This window comes from Xanthomonas cucurbitae, assembly GCF_002939885.1.
Lineage (GTDB): Bacteria > Pseudomonadota > Gammaproteobacteria > Xanthomonadales > Xanthomonadaceae > Xanthomonas > Xanthomonas cucurbitae.
Genome location: NZ_MDED01000009.1, coordinates 20,182 through 33,885, shown reverse-complemented (window position 1 = coordinate 33,885; position 13,704 = coordinate 20,182). Strand labels below are relative to the sequence as shown.

At 65.1% G+C, this 13,704-nt stretch carries 12 protein-coding genes and 1 pseudogene; 5 read left to right on the top strand and 8 right to left on the bottom strand.

Annotation, left to right across the window (positions count from 1 at the left end; genetic code table 11):
* The first annotated feature begins 41 nt into the window (after window positions 1-41).
* Window positions 42-2,111 carry a M13 family metallopeptidase gene (locus XcuCFBP2542_RS06725; protein ID WP_104602909.1) on the top strand — a complete coding sequence of 690 codons (2,070 nt, stop codon included), beginning with the start codon at window positions 42-44 and terminating at the stop codon, window positions 2,109-2,111.
* A 157-nt stretch (window positions 2,112-2,268) separates the two neighbouring features.
* Here the strand turns inward: XcuCFBP2542_RS06725 and XcuCFBP2542_RS06720 are convergent, their stop codons facing one another.
* Window positions 2,269-3,189 carry an oxygenase MpaB family protein gene (locus XcuCFBP2542_RS06720; RefSeq protein WP_104602832.1) on the bottom strand — a complete coding sequence of 307 codons (921 nt, stop codon included), beginning with the start codon at window positions 3,187-3,189 and terminating at the stop codon, window positions 2,269-2,271.
* A 368-nt stretch (window positions 3,190-3,557) separates the two neighbouring features.
* Here XcuCFBP2542_RS06720 and XcuCFBP2542_RS06715 point away from each other — a divergent pair, with 368 nt between their 5' ends.
* Complete coding sequence (locus XcuCFBP2542_RS06715) at window positions 3,558-4,160, top strand: hypothetical protein (protein ID WP_223214370.1); 603 nt, start codon at window positions 3,558-3,560, stop codon at window positions 4,158-4,160.
* 233 nt (window positions 4,161-4,393) lie between these two features.
* On the opposite strand, the gene XcuCFBP2542_RS06710 is transcribed toward XcuCFBP2542_RS06715, so the two are convergent.
* The 4 genes from XcuCFBP2542_RS06710 to XcuCFBP2542_RS06695 form a co-directional block, all read right to left on the bottom strand.
* A complete protein-coding gene (locus XcuCFBP2542_RS06710) occupies window positions 4,394-5,989 on the bottom strand; it encodes an APC family permease (protein WP_104602830.1) in 1,596 nt (531 codons plus the stop codon).
* Between the two features lie 260 nt (window positions 5,990-6,249).
* A complete protein-coding gene (locus XcuCFBP2542_RS06705) occupies window positions 6,250-6,621 on the bottom strand; it encodes a hypothetical protein (protein ID WP_104602829.1) in 372 nt (123 codons plus the stop codon).
* A gap of 42 nt (window positions 6,622-6,663) precedes the next feature.
* Window positions 6,664-7,440: a LytR/AlgR family response regulator transcription factor gene (locus XcuCFBP2542_RS06700; protein WP_104602828.1), complete on the bottom strand. Its 777-nt coding sequence runs from the start codon at window positions 7,438-7,440 to the stop codon at window positions 6,664-6,666.
* Window positions 7,437-8,735, bottom strand: a complete 1,299-nt coding sequence (locus XcuCFBP2542_RS06695) for a sensor histidine kinase (protein ID WP_104602908.1) — start codon at window positions 8,733-8,735, stop codon at window positions 7,437-7,439. The genes XcuCFBP2542_RS06700 and XcuCFBP2542_RS06695 overlap by 4 nt, the downstream gene beginning before the upstream one ends.
* A 231-nt stretch (window positions 8,736-8,966) precedes the next feature.
* On the opposite strand from XcuCFBP2542_RS06695, the pseudogene XcuCFBP2542_RS06690 reads away from it, so the two are divergent.
* Window positions 8,967-9,347 (top strand): annotated as a pseudogene (locus tag XcuCFBP2542_RS06690) (FAD-dependent oxidoreductase); the annotation flags it as partial.
* A gap of 250 nt (window positions 9,348-9,597) precedes the next feature.
* Window positions 9,598-10,104: a YciE/YciF ferroxidase family protein gene (locus XcuCFBP2542_RS06685; RefSeq protein ID WP_104602827.1), complete on the top strand. Its 507-nt coding sequence runs from the start codon at window positions 9,598-9,600 to the stop codon at window positions 10,102-10,104.
* 51 nt (window positions 10,105-10,155) lie between these two features.
* Here XcuCFBP2542_RS06685 and XcuCFBP2542_RS06680 read toward each other — a convergent pair whose 3' ends face one another.
* The 3 genes from XcuCFBP2542_RS06680 to XcuCFBP2542_RS06670 all read right to left on the bottom strand — a co-directional run bounded on the left by XcuCFBP2542_RS06680 (window position 10,156) and on the right by XcuCFBP2542_RS06670 (window position 12,385).
* Window positions 10,156-10,407, bottom strand: coding sequence for a hypothetical protein (locus XcuCFBP2542_RS06680; RefSeq protein ID WP_104602826.1), 252 nt, complete (start codon window positions 10,405-10,407; stop codon window positions 10,156-10,158).
* A complete protein-coding gene (locus XcuCFBP2542_RS06675; protein WP_104602825.1) occupies window positions 10,407-11,687 on the bottom strand; it encodes a sigma-54-dependent transcriptional regulator in 1,281 nt (426 codons plus the stop codon). The genes XcuCFBP2542_RS06680 and XcuCFBP2542_RS06675 overlap by 1 nt, the downstream gene beginning before the upstream one ends.
* A gap of 512 nt (window positions 11,688-12,199) precedes the next feature.
* Window positions 12,200-12,385 (bottom strand): hypothetical protein, encoded by a 186-nt coding sequence (locus XcuCFBP2542_RS06670; protein WP_104602907.1) that lies wholly within the window; start codon window positions 12,383-12,385, stop codon window positions 12,200-12,202.
* A 418-nt stretch (window positions 12,386-12,803) separates the two neighbouring features.
* On the opposite strand from XcuCFBP2542_RS06670, the gene XcuCFBP2542_RS06665 reads away from it, so the two are divergent.
* Window positions 12,804-13,670 carry an SDR family oxidoreductase gene (locus XcuCFBP2542_RS06665; RefSeq protein WP_104602824.1) on the top strand — a complete coding sequence of 289 codons (867 nt, stop codon included), beginning with the start codon at window positions 12,804-12,806 and terminating at the stop codon, window positions 13,668-13,670.
* The last annotated feature ends 34 nt before the right edge of the window (window positions 13,671-13,704 follow it).

Sequence of the window (13,704 nt, the reverse complement as noted above, 5' to 3'; positions counted from 1 at the left end):
ACCGCATGGCCTCCTTGCATCGCCCTGTCCTGATCGCTGCCATGGCTGCCGCGGTACTGACCACTGCAGCGTGCCAACGCGAAGGCGCCGCGCCTGCCGGCGATAGGCATGCCACCCCGCCGTCCACCGCACCCAAGCTTGGCCAGTTCGGTTTCGATACCGCAGGCATGGACCGCAGCGTGGCTGCTGGCGAGGACTTCTTTGGCTATGCCAATGGCGGCTGGGTCAAGCGCACGCAGATTCCCGACGACCGCTCCAGTTTCAACAGCTTCGTCAGCATCGCCATCGACACCGAACGCCACAGCCGCGACATCATTGAAGGCGCCGCCGCCAACGACCGCGTCACCGGTGAAGACAAGCAGATCGGTGATTACTACGCCGCCTACATGGACGAGGCCAGCATCGAGGCCAAGGGCGTGCATCCGGTCCAACCGGAACTGGATGCGATTGCGCAACTGGACGACAAACAGGCGCTGGCGCGCACCTTGGGCGGGCAGTTGCGCGCCGACGTGGACCTGCTCAACGCGACCAATTTCCATACCGACCGCCTGTTCGGCCTGTGGGTCTCGCAGGACCTGCACCACCCCGGCCGCTACGCGCCGTATCTGGTGCAAGGCGGCCTGGGCATGCCCGAGCGCAGCTTCTACCTGGACGGCGGGCGCATGGCGCAGCTGCGCGAGGCCTACCGCGCGCATATCGTCACACTGCTGGAGCTGGCCGGCATCGACGACGCACCGGCCAGAGCAGAGCGTATCCTGGCGCTTGAAACGGCGATGGCGCGCGTGCATGCCAGCCCCGAGCAGACCAATCACGTCCAGGCCGGCGCAAACGCCTGGAAACAAGCTGATTTTGCCCACAATGCGCCGGGCCTGGATTGGAGCGTGTTCTTCGATGCCGCCGGCCTGAGGGCGCAGCAGGATTTCATCGTCTGGCAGCCACAGGCGATCAGCGGGCTGTCGGCGCTGGTGCACTCCGAACCGCTGCAGACCTGGAAGGACTATCTGCGTTTTCGTGCGCTTGATCGTGCATCGCCGTATCTATCCAAGGCGTTTGCCGATGCGCACTTCGCGTTCTACGGCAGCACCCTGGAAGGTACGCCGCAGCAGCGCCAGCGCTGGAAGCGCGGGATCGACGCCACCAACGCTGCACTGGGCGAAGCGGTGGGCAAGCGCTATGTGCAAAAGTACGTCAGCGCGCAGACCAAGGCGCGCGCCGAAGAGATGGTCAAGAACCTGATCGCCGCCTTCGGCAAGCGCATCGATGCGCTGGAGTGGATGACGCCGCAGACCAAGCAGCACGCCAAGGCCAAGATCGCCGGATTGACGGTGGCGGTGGGCTACCCGGACAGCTGGCGCGACTACAGTGCGCTGGATGCGCGGCGCGACGATGCGCTGGGCAACGTGGAACGCGCCGGCCTGTTCGAGTACCGCCGCCATCTTGCCAAGCTCGGCAAGGCCGTCGATCACCGCGAGTGGTACATGCTGCCGCAGGAAGTCAACGCACTGAACGTGCCGCTGGAAAATCGCCTGATCTTTCCCGCCGCGATCCTGCAACCGCCGTTCTTCGACCCGGCCGCCGACGATGCCGTGAACTACGGCGCCATCGGCGCGGTGATCGGCCACGAGATCAGCCACAGCTTCGACAACATGGGTGCCCTGTTCGACGAGCATGGCGAACTCCACAACTGGTGGACACCGCAGGATCTAAGCAAGTTCGAAACCGCCGGCAACGCACTGGCCGCGCAGTTTGGCGCCTATAAACCGTTCGACGATCTATCGGTGAACGGCAAGCTGACCCTGGGCGAAAACATCGCCGATGTCGCCGGCCTGGCCACCGCGTACGATGCCTATCAGCTATCGCTGCAGGGCAAGCAGCCGCGGACCATCGACGGCTTCAGCCCGGATCAGCGTTTTTTCCTTGGCTTCGCGCAGGCCTGGCGCGGCAAGTACCGCGACGCGGCGCTGCGCAACGCCGTGCTCACCGACGTCCATGCGCCTGGGCGCTTCCGCGCACAGACGGTGCGCAATGTAGACGCGTGGTATCCGGCGTTCGACGTGAAACCGGAGCAGCCGCTGTATCTGGCACCCGAGCAGCGGGTCAGGATCTGGTAGGTGATGCCGCCGCTGCGTGACCAGCTCCCTCTGCCACCGCGAGGGGGCTTGGGGGAAGGAGCGTCACTGCAGCGACGCCAGCAAGCGGAAAGCCCCCCTTGTTTCGCGCCGGTCACGCAGATGCAGCAGGGCCCGATGCAGGCCCACCCGGTCCTGCTTACGCAGGCCACTCCAGCAACAGTGTCTGCGGCAATTGCATGCGGCGGCAGGCGCGCGCGGACAGGCCATCGCGCAGCGCGGTGCGGAACAACGGCGACAACGCGCGCAGCAGGCGTGCCGATGCGCGTGCCTGTGCACGCTGCGCAGTGGTACGGCCAAGCATGTCGCGGGCCCAGTCCGGCAGCAGCGCGGTGCCGGCACCGAGAAACACGCCGCGCGACAACCCGGCCGCCGGCACCGGCAACTGGATACTGGTCAGGATGTCGAGTACCTCGCGGGAGCGAGCATCCATGCGGAGTTCGCCGCGCACCGAGGCGAAATACGCCTCCACCTGCGCCTGGCTGGCGGGCACATCGCCGGCGCCCAGCGCCTCGGCCACGCGGCGTGCTTCGTCGTAGTAGCGGTCGGCGATGGCCGCCGGCACGTCGCGGCAATAGCGGCGGCACCCCTGCAGGAAGCCGTAGGCTTCGGTGACGTGCACCCAGGTCAGCAGCGCAGGATCGTTGGCGTCGTAGGGCAGGCCGTCGGCGGTATGGCCGCGGACCTGCGCGTGGATGCGCCGCACGCGCGCGATGAGCTGCTCGGCCTCGGCCTGCGGTGCGTAGGTGGTACCGGCCACGAAGTTGGTGGTGCGCCGCAGCCGCCCGATCAGGTCGGTGCGGAAGTTGGAATGATCGTACACACCGGCCAGCGCGCGCGGATGCAGCAACTGTAGCATCAAGGCGCACAGCCCGCCCGACAACATGCCCGGAAACTCCGAGTGCACGCGCCAGGTGACACTGTCGGGCCCGAAGATGCCGGGGTCGCCGAGCGGCTGATCGTATTCGATGCTGCTCTGCCCACGCGGAAACGCGCCCAGCACCCAGCGGCGGATCTGTTCGGCGGCGGGTGCGCTGAGGGCGCGTAGAACAGAAGACATGTAGCGATGATACCGGCCCGCCTGCCGTCGCAGGCCAGGGATGTGCGTGTCCCGCCGCTGGGCCACCGTCGCAACGCGGCGCCTGGCGCCATATCCCGGTGTGCAGTGCAACAAGATTTCCCGCATACAAGATCCCCGGTTTCGTTCGATCGCCGCAAAACCGCCTGAATTCAGCGTTTTGTGCGCCACTGCGCAGGATCTGGCGGCCATCGGTTCGCCCCAGGCATTGCCATGCGCAGCGAAAGTGCTAGAACTAGGGCTGTCCGATCTCCGCCCCGTATTGCACGGCGGCGCGTCGGTCGCTCCAGGGCACCAGCCACCACCGGTGCAGCAAGCCGCTCGTACCAGCCACCCGTCAGGAGCCTGTCATGATCGCTTTGTTCCAGGGTTTAGGCCTGCTATTGCAGGACAACGCACTCCATCGGCGCTCCTTCGACGAGCAGGTCGCCTTCTGGCGCGACAAGACCGATGAGCAGCTCGACGAAGAGCTCACTCTGCTCAAGGTGGCCAAGAAGCAGTGGGTGATTGCCTCGATCATCGGCTGGCAGGCGATCTCGCTGGTCCTGCTCGGTGTCATTACCCATCAGCTATGGCAGAACGACTACCACCTCACCTTCAGCAGGGTGGTGATTATCTTCACCTCGTGGGCGTCGATCCTGTTCATCATGTGGTACATCGCCGACCTGTTCGACCACAGCGCCGGCTTCGAGCGCTGGCTGCGCGCCTTCAATAGCCGCGCACGCGTGGCACCGGACGCCGACTCGGTGGAGTGCGTCGCCGACGCGCTGGACATGACCCGTCGCTACCCCGAAGTGCTGCACTACAAGCAGGAAGTGACCTCCAAGCGCGAACTGCGCCACGAGGACATCGTCAACATGCGCGAAATGGGCCGGCTGCGCCGCTACACCGAGCTGCTGCGCGACCTCGACCGCTTCGACGGCGCACCGCGGCTGGTGGCCAACGCCGGCTAGCCGTCATACCGCCGGCCAGGGTTCCGCCGGGTGGGTCTGTTCCAAGCAGTGTTTCAGAGACACGAACGGCCGGTGCACAGTGCACCGGCCGTTTGTATTGGCGCCATGACTGGGGAGATGAGAGACCCCGGTTGTCGCTGGCGACAGAGTCAATGCCCTGTCGCCGATGCTGCGCCGCGCCACCGTCGGGCGACAACAACGGCACGCCCCGCAGGTAGAGCTGCACGAGCCACTCAGGCCCGCGCCACCGCCTGCTCCACCGACGGGGTGCGCCAGCCGCTACGCACGCCCCAGAGGTAGAACACCACGCCAACCACCGCGACCACGGCCAGGTCGGTGCCGTAGCTCAGGTAGCCATGGCCGCCGAAGTCGGTACTGCCGGCCCAGGACACCAGCGCGATGGTGGGCAGGTAGCAGATCATCCAGGCCGCGCCTTTGAGGTTGCGGCGCAGGTCCGGCCAGCCCTGCTTTGCCTGGTAGTAGCAGTACACCGGCAAGGCCACCACCATCAGCAGGATGATCTCGCCGGTCAGCGGCCAGCGCGCCCAGTACAGCAGCTCGGTCGCCATCACGAAGGCCACGCCGGCCAGCACCGGCAAGGCGGCGATGCGCAGCGGGCGGTGCAGTTCCGGTGCATGCCGGCGCAGCGCCATCGCGCTGATCGGGCCGGTGAGGTAGGAAATGATGGTCGCCACCGAGATCACCGCCGCCAGCGTGCCCCAGCCGCGGAAGAAGAACAGGAACACGAACGACACCGCCAGGTTGAAGAACATCGCCATGCGCGGCACGCCCCACACCGGGTGCAGCTTGCCCAGCACGGCCGGCATGGTGCCGTTCTTTTCCATGCCGTAGACCATGCGCGCGGTGGTGGCGGTATAGGTGATGCCGGTGCCGCTGGGGCTGACGAAGGCATCGATGTACAGCAGCATCGCCAGCCAGTGCAGGTTGACGATGATAGCCAGCTCGGCGAACGGCGAGCGGAAGTCGATGCCGTGCCAGCCGGCCTTGGCCAGCAGGTCCGGCGGCACCGCACCGATGTAGGCCACCTGCAGGATCACGTAGACCAGCGTGGCCAGCGCGATCGAGCCCAGCACCGCGAACGGAATGCTGCGGCCCGGGTTACGCGCCTCACCCGCCAGGTTCACCGGGCTCTGGAAACCGTTGAAGCTGAAGACGATGCCGGCGGTGGCCACGGCGGTCAGCACCGCGGCCAGGTCGATCACATGCGCATCGCCGTGGATGCCGACGCTAAAATTTTCGGTATGGAAACCGCTGGCGATCAGGGCCAGGCCGGTGGCGGCCGGCACCACCAGCTTGAATACGGTAATCAGCGTATTGGAGCGCGCGAACAGCTTGACGCTCCAGAAATTCAGGAAGAAGTACACCAGCACCAGTACCGCCGAAATCAGCAGCCCCGGAACCGACAGTTCGCCGGCCCCGCCAGGCGCCTGCACGTACAGCCCTTGCGCCCAGGGCCAGGGCCAGGAGGCCATGTATTGCACCGAGGCCTCGGCTTCGACCGGGATCACCGAGACGATGGCAATCCAGTTGGCCCAGCCGGCGATGAAGCCCACCAGCGAGCCGTGCGAGTAGTGGCTGTAGCGCACCATGCCACCGGATTCGGGGAACATGGCACCGAGCTCGGCATACGACAGCGCGATGGTGGTGATGATCGCCGCGCCCAGCACCCAGGCCCAGACGGCGCCGGGGCCGGCCAGACCGGCCGCGCGCCAGGCGCCGAACAGCCAGCCGGAACCAATGATCGAGCCCAGGCCGGTGAGCATGAGCGCAAAGGGGCCAACGTCGCGGCGCAACGAATGTTCGGACATGAAAGAAGCCTGGCAGTGATGGCGCCGTGAACCGGCAACAAGCCGGCAATCATCGCAGAAGCGGCCGCTTGCCGTCAGTGCGTATTCAGGCGAGTGTCGATACGGCGCCGGGATCGACAGCCCTGGCAGACCTGGGTGTCACGGTTGCGGCGCCACGGCGCTCGCCTACACGGGCGGGAAGCACACGCACGACACCGCTGCCGCCCGCGATCGCGGTGCATGCGCACACCCCCTGGCCGCCGCTACACGCTGGATGCGCCCTAGCCATGGCAGTCGGCGCCGGGCGCGGTGGCATCCACGCAGGTATGCGCGGCCTTCGGCACGCCACGCAAGGCGCGGATCTGGCCCGGCAGCAGCGCGAACTGGTCCAGCGTCCGGCGTGCGCAGCCCGGTGCCGGCGTCCTGCTGCCTGGGTCGGCAGCGGGGCATTGCTCCTCATACACCAGGTAATGGCATTGGCCGCTGCTGCTGGCCAGGCAATGCACGTTGGTCTCGGTGTCGGTGACCAGGGTCTTGCTGAAGATCACATCGCGGCCATCGCTCATGGCGCGGGTGATCGAGGTGGTGCCGGTGCGTTCGTGGCAGCCGGCCAGGGCAAGCAGGCAATAGACCAGGGAGGCGAGCAGGCGCATGGAGGCAGTCCTTTCAGTCGATGCGAATGGGGGAATGACGAATTACATGCCGCGGAACAGGCTCATGAAGGGCTGGCTGACGGTGAGCGTCTCGCTGCGGCCGCGCAGATGCAGCCGGCCCTTACCGGTGTCGTCGCGGATGACCGAGGCCACCGCCTTCATGTTGACGATCGTCGAGCGGTGGATCTGCTTGAACACCTGCGGGTCGAATGCGTCGAGCAACTCGCGCAGCGGGGTGCGCAGCACCGCTTCGCCGGCGGCGGTCATCACCGTGGTGTATTTCTGGTCGGCCTGGAAATACGCCACCTCCTCCAGTGCGATCAGGCGCGTCTCGCGGCCGCTGCTGGCGGTCAGCCAGGCCAGCGGCGGAGGCGCATTGGCGGCGGCCGGGCGTGCGGACAGGCGTTGCAGCAAGGCGTCCAGCAGGCCGCCACCGGGCTGGCCGGCGGCGGCGCGTTGCTGCACGCGCTGCCAGGTGGCCTGCAGGCGCTGCCGGTTGATCGGTTTGAGCAGGTAGTCCACCGCGCCGTGTTCGAAGGCATCGATGGCGTACTGGTCGTAGGCGGTGACGAACACCACCTGGGTGTGCGGGCTGACCTCGCGCATCGCACGCGCCACCTCGATGCCGGTCAGCCCGGGCATGCGGATATCCAGGAACACCACATCCGGCTGCTGGGTGGCGATGGTCTCCAGTGCGCTGGCACCGTCTTCGCACTCGCCCACCACTTGCAGTGACGGGCATACGTCGGCCAGCAGCGCCAGCAGCGACTGCCGCAGCAGTACCTCGTCTTCGGCAATCACCGCACGCAGCGCGCTCATGCCTGCACCTTGGTGATGTCGACCGCCGTCTCGGGCAACGGCGGCAGCTGGCGCACTTCGCCAATGAACGAGGCCGGCAGCGGCAGGGTGATGGTGGCCGCCACGCCGCTGGGGAAATTGGAGACGATGGCGAAGCTCGCCTGGCCGGCGTAGATCAGCTGCAGGCGCTCGCGCAGATTCTTCAGGCCGATGCCGGTGCCATGGCTGTGCGTGTTGAAGCCCTGGCCGTCGTCGGCCACGGTCAGCGTGGCCTGGGCGTCGAGGCGGCGTGCCAGGATCCACACGGTGCCGCCGCCGGGCTTGGGTTCCAGCCCGTGCTTGATGGCGTTTTCGACCAGGGTCTGCAGCATCATCGATGGCAGCGGCAGACTGCGCAGCGCGTAAGGCACTTCCACCTGCAGCGCCAGCCGCGCGCCCATGCGGATGCGCAGGATCTCCAGGTAGGCCTGGGTGCGTTCGAGTTCTTCGCCCAGGGTGGAGGTGGCATCGTCGGCGCTGGGCAGCGAGCGGCGCAGGTACTGGATCAGGTGCCCGATCATGATGTCCGCGCGCGGTGGATCGGTCCGCGCCAGCACCTGCGCACTGGCCAGCGTGTTGTAGAGAAAATGTGGTTCCACCTGGGCATGCAGCAGGTTCAGCCGTGCCACCGCCAGTTCCTTCTCCATCACCGACTGCTCCACCGTGGCCTGCTCGTCGCGGCGTTGTTCGCCCACCCGGCGCACCACCGCGCGGTTGATCGCCTCGGCGTTCTCGTAGTTGCTGCCTTCGTCCACCGCGAACAGATCCACCCAGGCACCGGCATCGGGTTCGCACAGCACGGTGAAGCTGCTGGTGCCCTGCCCCGGGGTGATCGTCACCAGTACCTGGTTGTGGGTGATGGCAAAGCGCGCGAACAGATTCCAGCGTGAGGGCTTGCGGCCCTCGTACGGGTCGATGCGACGCACCCGCGCGCGGATCAGCAGGCTACCCGGTGCGCATTCGATGTCCTGCACGCGTGGCAGCGCGCGCACCGCCTCTTCCACCACCGCAAAGCTGGCCCGCGCTTCCAGCGGCACTTCGATCTGGCGCCGCTGGCGGGTGGACAAGGTGTCGTGGTCCAGCCGCCCGGCGATCAGGCGCACGCGCCGCACATGGGTGATCGCACTCATCAAGGCCAGTGTCAGCAGCACGATGCACGCCAGCCCGAAGAACGCGCCGGTCGAGCCGAACAGCTGCGCCCACATGATCGCCGCCACCACCAATGCGGCAGCCCAGGCAAACATGATACGCACGATCAGGAAGACGCTGGCAGACACGGACAAGGCGCTCGTTGAGTGGACGGGAGCGAGCATAGCCGCCGCGCGTGGCGGGAAAAGCCCCAGGCGACGAATGGCCGCCGATACGACCTCAAAGACCGGAATCGGCGGACGAAATCGGGCAGGCCAGGCAACGTAACGGTATGCCTGCGTCGCGCTTGCCAGCTTACCTGGCCAGCGTAACTGTGCCGCAGACAAGGCGTTACCATCAAGGCGCAGCGTGAGCGTGCAGCCGCATGTGCACCGCTGTTGCTGCAGGATTTCCTGCAGGCCGGCGGCGAACTGTACACGCGCAGTTTCGAAGACCCGCGCCAGTTCGGTCAGTTGCACGAAAGAATCCTGGTCAATGCCACCGGCTACGGCGCGCGCGCCCTACTGGGCGATACAAGCGTGATCCCGGTGCGCGGGCAGACCGCGCGCCTGATCCCGCAACCGGAGGTCAGCTACGGGCTGGTCTGGCGCGGCCACAACCTCAACGTGGTGCCGCAGCGCGATGGATTGCTGGTGCAGTCGCAAGGTGCCCACGACTTCGACAATGCCGATGACAGGCCCGACCGCGCAGCGAGCGAAACAGCCGTGCGCGAACTGGCACGGCTGTTTCCCGCGGCCTGAGTCGCTGCGCCGACCGGTGGTCCTCTCGCGCCACGGCACAGGCCGTCATCGCAACGGGATCACCGTACCCAGTAATCCCGCTAACACGCGCGGCGCTAGCGTAGCGATCACGCCGTACCGCCCCGAAGGCACGCTGGCTCCAGAGCAGCACTGCGCGATGTATCCCAGCTATGCAACTCGCTGCAGCGTTCCAGCTTCAAAGGCGATGCGCCACAGCGTGTCACCCCTCATTACCCCAAAGGAATCATCCATGGCGATCAAGACCGTCGAAGATCTGTTCATCCACGAATTGTCGGACATCTACAGTGCCGAGAAGCAGCTCACCAAATCGCTGCCACGCCTGGCCCGCGCCGCCACCGAGCCAAAGCTCAAGCAGGCCTTCGAAACCCATCTGGACGAAACCCAGGGGCAGATCGAACGCATCGACCAGGTGGTGGAATTGCTCGGCATCAAGCTCAAGCGCATCAAGTGCGCGGCAATGGAAGGCCTGGTGGAAGAAAGCCGCGAAATCATTGATGAAATCGAAGCCGGCCCTGTCCGCGATGCGGCATTGATCGGTGGTGCGCAAAAGGTGGAGCACTACGAGATCGCCTCGTACGGCACCATCGCCGCCATGGCCAAGCAGCTTGGCTATGCCGACGCGCTGCCCTTGCTGCTAGCCACACTGGAAGAGGAGAAGGCCACCGATGAAAAGTTGACCCTGCTGGCCGACCAAGGGGGTAACGCGAAGGCAGCCAAGGCCAGCAAGGCAGCCTGAAGGTTACTGCGCGGCGATGCCGTCCCGGTAGAAGTGGATGCAGTGTCGGTGTCAGCGGTTGCGTCGACTGTCGTCTTCCGCCGGCACGGCCTCCCCGGTGCCGTGCCCAGCCTGCTGCAGCGCGCGCTCTTGTTCCCCCAACTGGTCCACCAGCGCAGATGCGGACTGATGCGCGCTGCGCAAGGTCTCCATCGGCTTGGAGGTGTCGGCGCGCAGCGCGTACAGCGCAAAGCCCATGACGTTGAGTCGGTTTCGCAACTGGTGCAGCAGTTCGCGCTGCCCCTGCAGTATCTGCTCGGCCATTACGCGTCCTTGTCGCTGAGCCGATTGTGCAAGGTCCGCACGCTGATCCCCAGTTCGCGTGCCGCAGCCTTCTTGTTGAAGCGCGTGCGGGCCAGTGCCGTTTGGATCATCGCATCCTCGGCCTGGCGCATGGTCCACCCGGCCGGAATCAGCAGGCCGTCCTCGGCAGCCTGCGGTAGCGCGTGCTCGGTCTCGGGTGCGCTCAGCAAGTCGCCGTCCGAACGCAGGTACAGGTAATGGATGAACGAGCGTAGCTCGCGCACATTGCCCGGCCAGGCGTGATGGGTCAGGTAGCGCAACAAGGCCTTGGTCGGCGTCTTGCGCGTGCCGTACTTGACGTTGAGTTCGTCGATGGCGCGCAGGCCCAGCGCCCGCGCATCGCCGCGCCGCTCGCGCAACGGCGGGATCTGGATCGGATATTCGTTGAGGCGGTAGAACAGATCCTCGCGCAGCACCGCCTGCTCGCGTTGCACATGCTGATGCGTGGCGGCGACCACCCGCGCATTCAATGGAATTTCCTCGTTGCCGCCCACCCGCATGAAACTGCGCGACTCGATTGCGCGCAGCAGATACACCTGCAGACGCTTGGGCATCTCGCCGATTTCATCCAGGAACAGCGTACCGCCGGCGGCCTGCTCGAGGAATCCGGCATGCCGCCGGTCCGCACCGGTGAAGCTGCCGCGCTCATGGCCAAACAACTGGCTGGCCAACAAATCTTCGGGAATCGCCCCGCAATTGACCGGCACGAAGCGGCCGCGACGGCCCGACACGCGATGGATGGCCCGCACGACCAGATCCTTGCCGGTTCCGGTTTCGCCGGTCACCAGCACGTTCAGATCGGTCGGTGCCACGCGCACGATGTCCTTGCGCAACAACGCCATGCACTCGCTATTGCCGATCAGGCCCAGGTTGCCTTGACGCGCATCGCGCAGCCCGCCCAGCACGCGCTCCAAGCGCTCGGGCGCGAACGGCTTGGTCAGGAACTCGCTGGCCCCGCACTGCTGCGCACGGCCCTGCGTCTCATAGGCATAGTCACCCGAGACCACCACGATCTGCGGGGTATGATCCGGGTCCAGACGTTCGATCAGGTCGAACCCGCTCCCATCCGGCAGGCCAACGTCCACCACCAGCAGGTCCGGGAAATTGCTGTCCAGCCAGCGGCTGGCTTCGCCCAGGGTGTGGATGCCCTTGGCGCGGAAACCGCTATCGGTAGCCAACTCCACCACCTGATCGCAGAATTCCACGTCGTCGTCGATGATGGCGCAGGAAAGACGGTCCATGAGCGCTCCTGTCCGAAGTGACTGATACATGTTCGGTTGCGAATTGTGACGACGGCGCGAAAGCGCCTGCGCATCACCCGCAGGTGTGCATGCGAGGGTGCAAGGATGGTCGGTGCAATCGGGCAATGCTCGCCTCCCAAGCCGAGCTCGCCATCATGGCGGTTGTCGTAGTACGCACGGATGCGTGCTGACTTTCCAGTGCCAAGCGTCATGCTCGGGTCCGCTGAGCGGCGCGGCATCGCCAAACCGCCAAATAGCGCAAAGTTTATGTCGCCCTCGCGGCGCAAGGAGAACCCGCTGCAACGCGCCTAATAAGATGGATCAGCTCGCGCTGGCAATGTCGCGCGCCTGGTCTGTCTTCAAGACATGGGGTGTTTTTAGTCGGACACAAGTACAAAGAAGTACATTGCCGCATTTGAGACGGATGCGGGCACAGGCAGATGACGAGAAAGGCACCACGTAGGCACCTGTCCATCACTCAGTCGCAAGCGCCTGCCAGGATATCGGTGAGATCAGCGCTTCTCTGAGCCGTCGGGACGTTCATAGTCACGCTCCGGGTCGACTTTGTTCACGTCCGGGTCCTCATCGGGCATGTCGCGATCCTTCCACCGCGCATCTTCGTTGCGATGCTCCTGTGGCGTGAACGGCTTTTGTTGATCGGATTTGGGGTCCCAGGGTTGTTTTGTCTCACGACTCATTATAGGTCTGCCTTCAGTGGTGTCGAACCAGCGTAGGTGGCACCGCATTGCAGGACGATGAACATCGCCGTGCGATCACGTGAAATTCCACACTGCATGCTTCTCGCCGTTGAAAGCTCGATCTGCTTTCGTCCGGCCAGCCCCACTTGTACGCATGCAGCACCTATCGACTGCACTGCGACGCAACCTCACCTGAGCCCGAGCCAGCACGGCGATGATTCACCGCAACGCAAACGCATGAGCCACGGCGTGCGACGTCATAAGCCACAGCCGCACCGACACATGAGCGATGACGACGCATTCCACGAGCGCGGCGATTCACAATACACGCCTCAACGACACCGCCTAGCCCGATTATTGACGTTGGCACGCTTACACTTTTTTCTCCATCCCAAACATTCATTTTCTGGAGAAGACCGTGCCCACAGACAATTATCCGCGCCCTCCCTTCAAGCCACAGCAGCAGGAGTTCCCCGGCCGCACCGAGCGCATGAACCCACGCCCGGATCACGGCGAGCACAGCTACGTCGGCCATGGTCAATTGAAAGGAAAGCGCGCTCTGATTACCGGGGGCGACAGCGGCATCGGTGCAGCGGTGGCGATTGCCTATGCGCGCGAAGGTGCTGACGTGGCAATCGCCTATCTGCCTGACGAGCAGGACGATGCCGCCGCAATCGGCGCATTGATCGAAGCGGCCGGTGTCAGGGCATTGCTGGTCGCCTGCGACATTAGCGACGATCACCAGGCGCAGACGCTGATGAAAACGGTACACGAACATTTCGGCGGGCTGGACATCCTGGTGAACAACGCTGCCTACCAGGCATTTTATCAGCGCTTCGAAGACATTACCCTGGAGGAGTGGCGCAAGACGTTTGACACCAACGTGCATGCGGCATTCCATTTGGTGCAGCTGGCCGTGCCGTTGATGACCGAAGGCGCGTCGATCATCAATACCGCGTCGGTACAGTCCAAAAAGCCCACTCCGAACATCCTGCCGTATGCAGCCTCGAAAGGAGCGCTGGCCAACCTCACCATCGGCCTTGCCGGTGTACTAGCCGAAAAGAAGATTCGTGTCAACGCAGTCTTGCCCGGTCCGATCTGGACACCCTTCATTCCAGCCGGTATGGATGAAGAATCGGTGCGCACATTTGGTGAGCAGACCCCGATGGAGCGCCCGGGCCAACCTGCCGAGCTGGCATCGGCGTACGTCATGCTTGCAGCGGACACCGCCAGCTACACGTCAGGTGCGTTGCTGACAATCGCCGGTGGTGCGGTCACGCTCTAGGTGTAGACACCGGGCGGACGTTGCGCGCCAACCG

Excerpts from the sequence above, each read along its gene's own strand:
- XcuCFBP2542_RS06725 (WP_104602909.1), top strand. The coding sequence starts at position 42 with ATGGCTGCCGCGGTACTGACCACTGCAGCGTGCCAACGCGAAGGCGCC.
- XcuCFBP2542_RS06710 (WP_104602830.1), bottom strand. The coding sequence starts at position 5,989 with ATGTCCGAACATTCGTTGCGCCGCGACGTTGGCCCCTTTGCGCTCATG.
- XcuCFBP2542_RS06675 (WP_104602825.1), bottom strand. The coding sequence starts at position 11,687 with ATGGACCGTCTTTCCTGCGCCATCATCGACGACGACGTGGAATTCTGC.
- XcuCFBP2542_RS06685 (WP_104602827.1), top strand. The coding sequence starts at position 9,598 with ATGGCGATCAAGACCGTCGAAGATCTGTTCATCCACGAATTGTCGGAC.
- XcuCFBP2542_RS06705 (WP_104602829.1), bottom strand. The coding sequence starts at position 6,621 with ATGCGCCTGCTCGCCTCCCTGGTCTATTGCCTGCTTGCCCTGGCCGGC.
- XcuCFBP2542_RS06680 (WP_104602826.1), bottom strand. The coding sequence starts at position 10,407 with ATGGCCGAGCAGATACTGCAGGGGCAGCGCGAACTGCTGCACCAGTTG.
- XcuCFBP2542_RS06700 (WP_104602828.1), bottom strand. The coding sequence starts at position 7,440 with ATGAGCGCGCTGCGTGCGGTGATTGCCGAAGACGAGGTACTGCTGCGG.
- XcuCFBP2542_RS06720 (WP_104602832.1), bottom strand. The coding sequence starts at position 3,189 with ATGTCTTCTGTTCTACGCGCCCTCAGCGCACCCGCCGCCGAACAGATC.
- XcuCFBP2542_RS06670 (WP_104602907.1), bottom strand. The coding sequence starts at position 12,385 with ATGAGTCGTGAGACAAAACAACCCTGGGACCCCAAATCCGATCAACAA.
- XcuCFBP2542_RS06715 (WP_223214370.1), top strand. The coding sequence starts at position 3,558 with ATGATCGCTTTGTTCCAGGGTTTAGGCCTGCTATTGCAGGACAACGCA.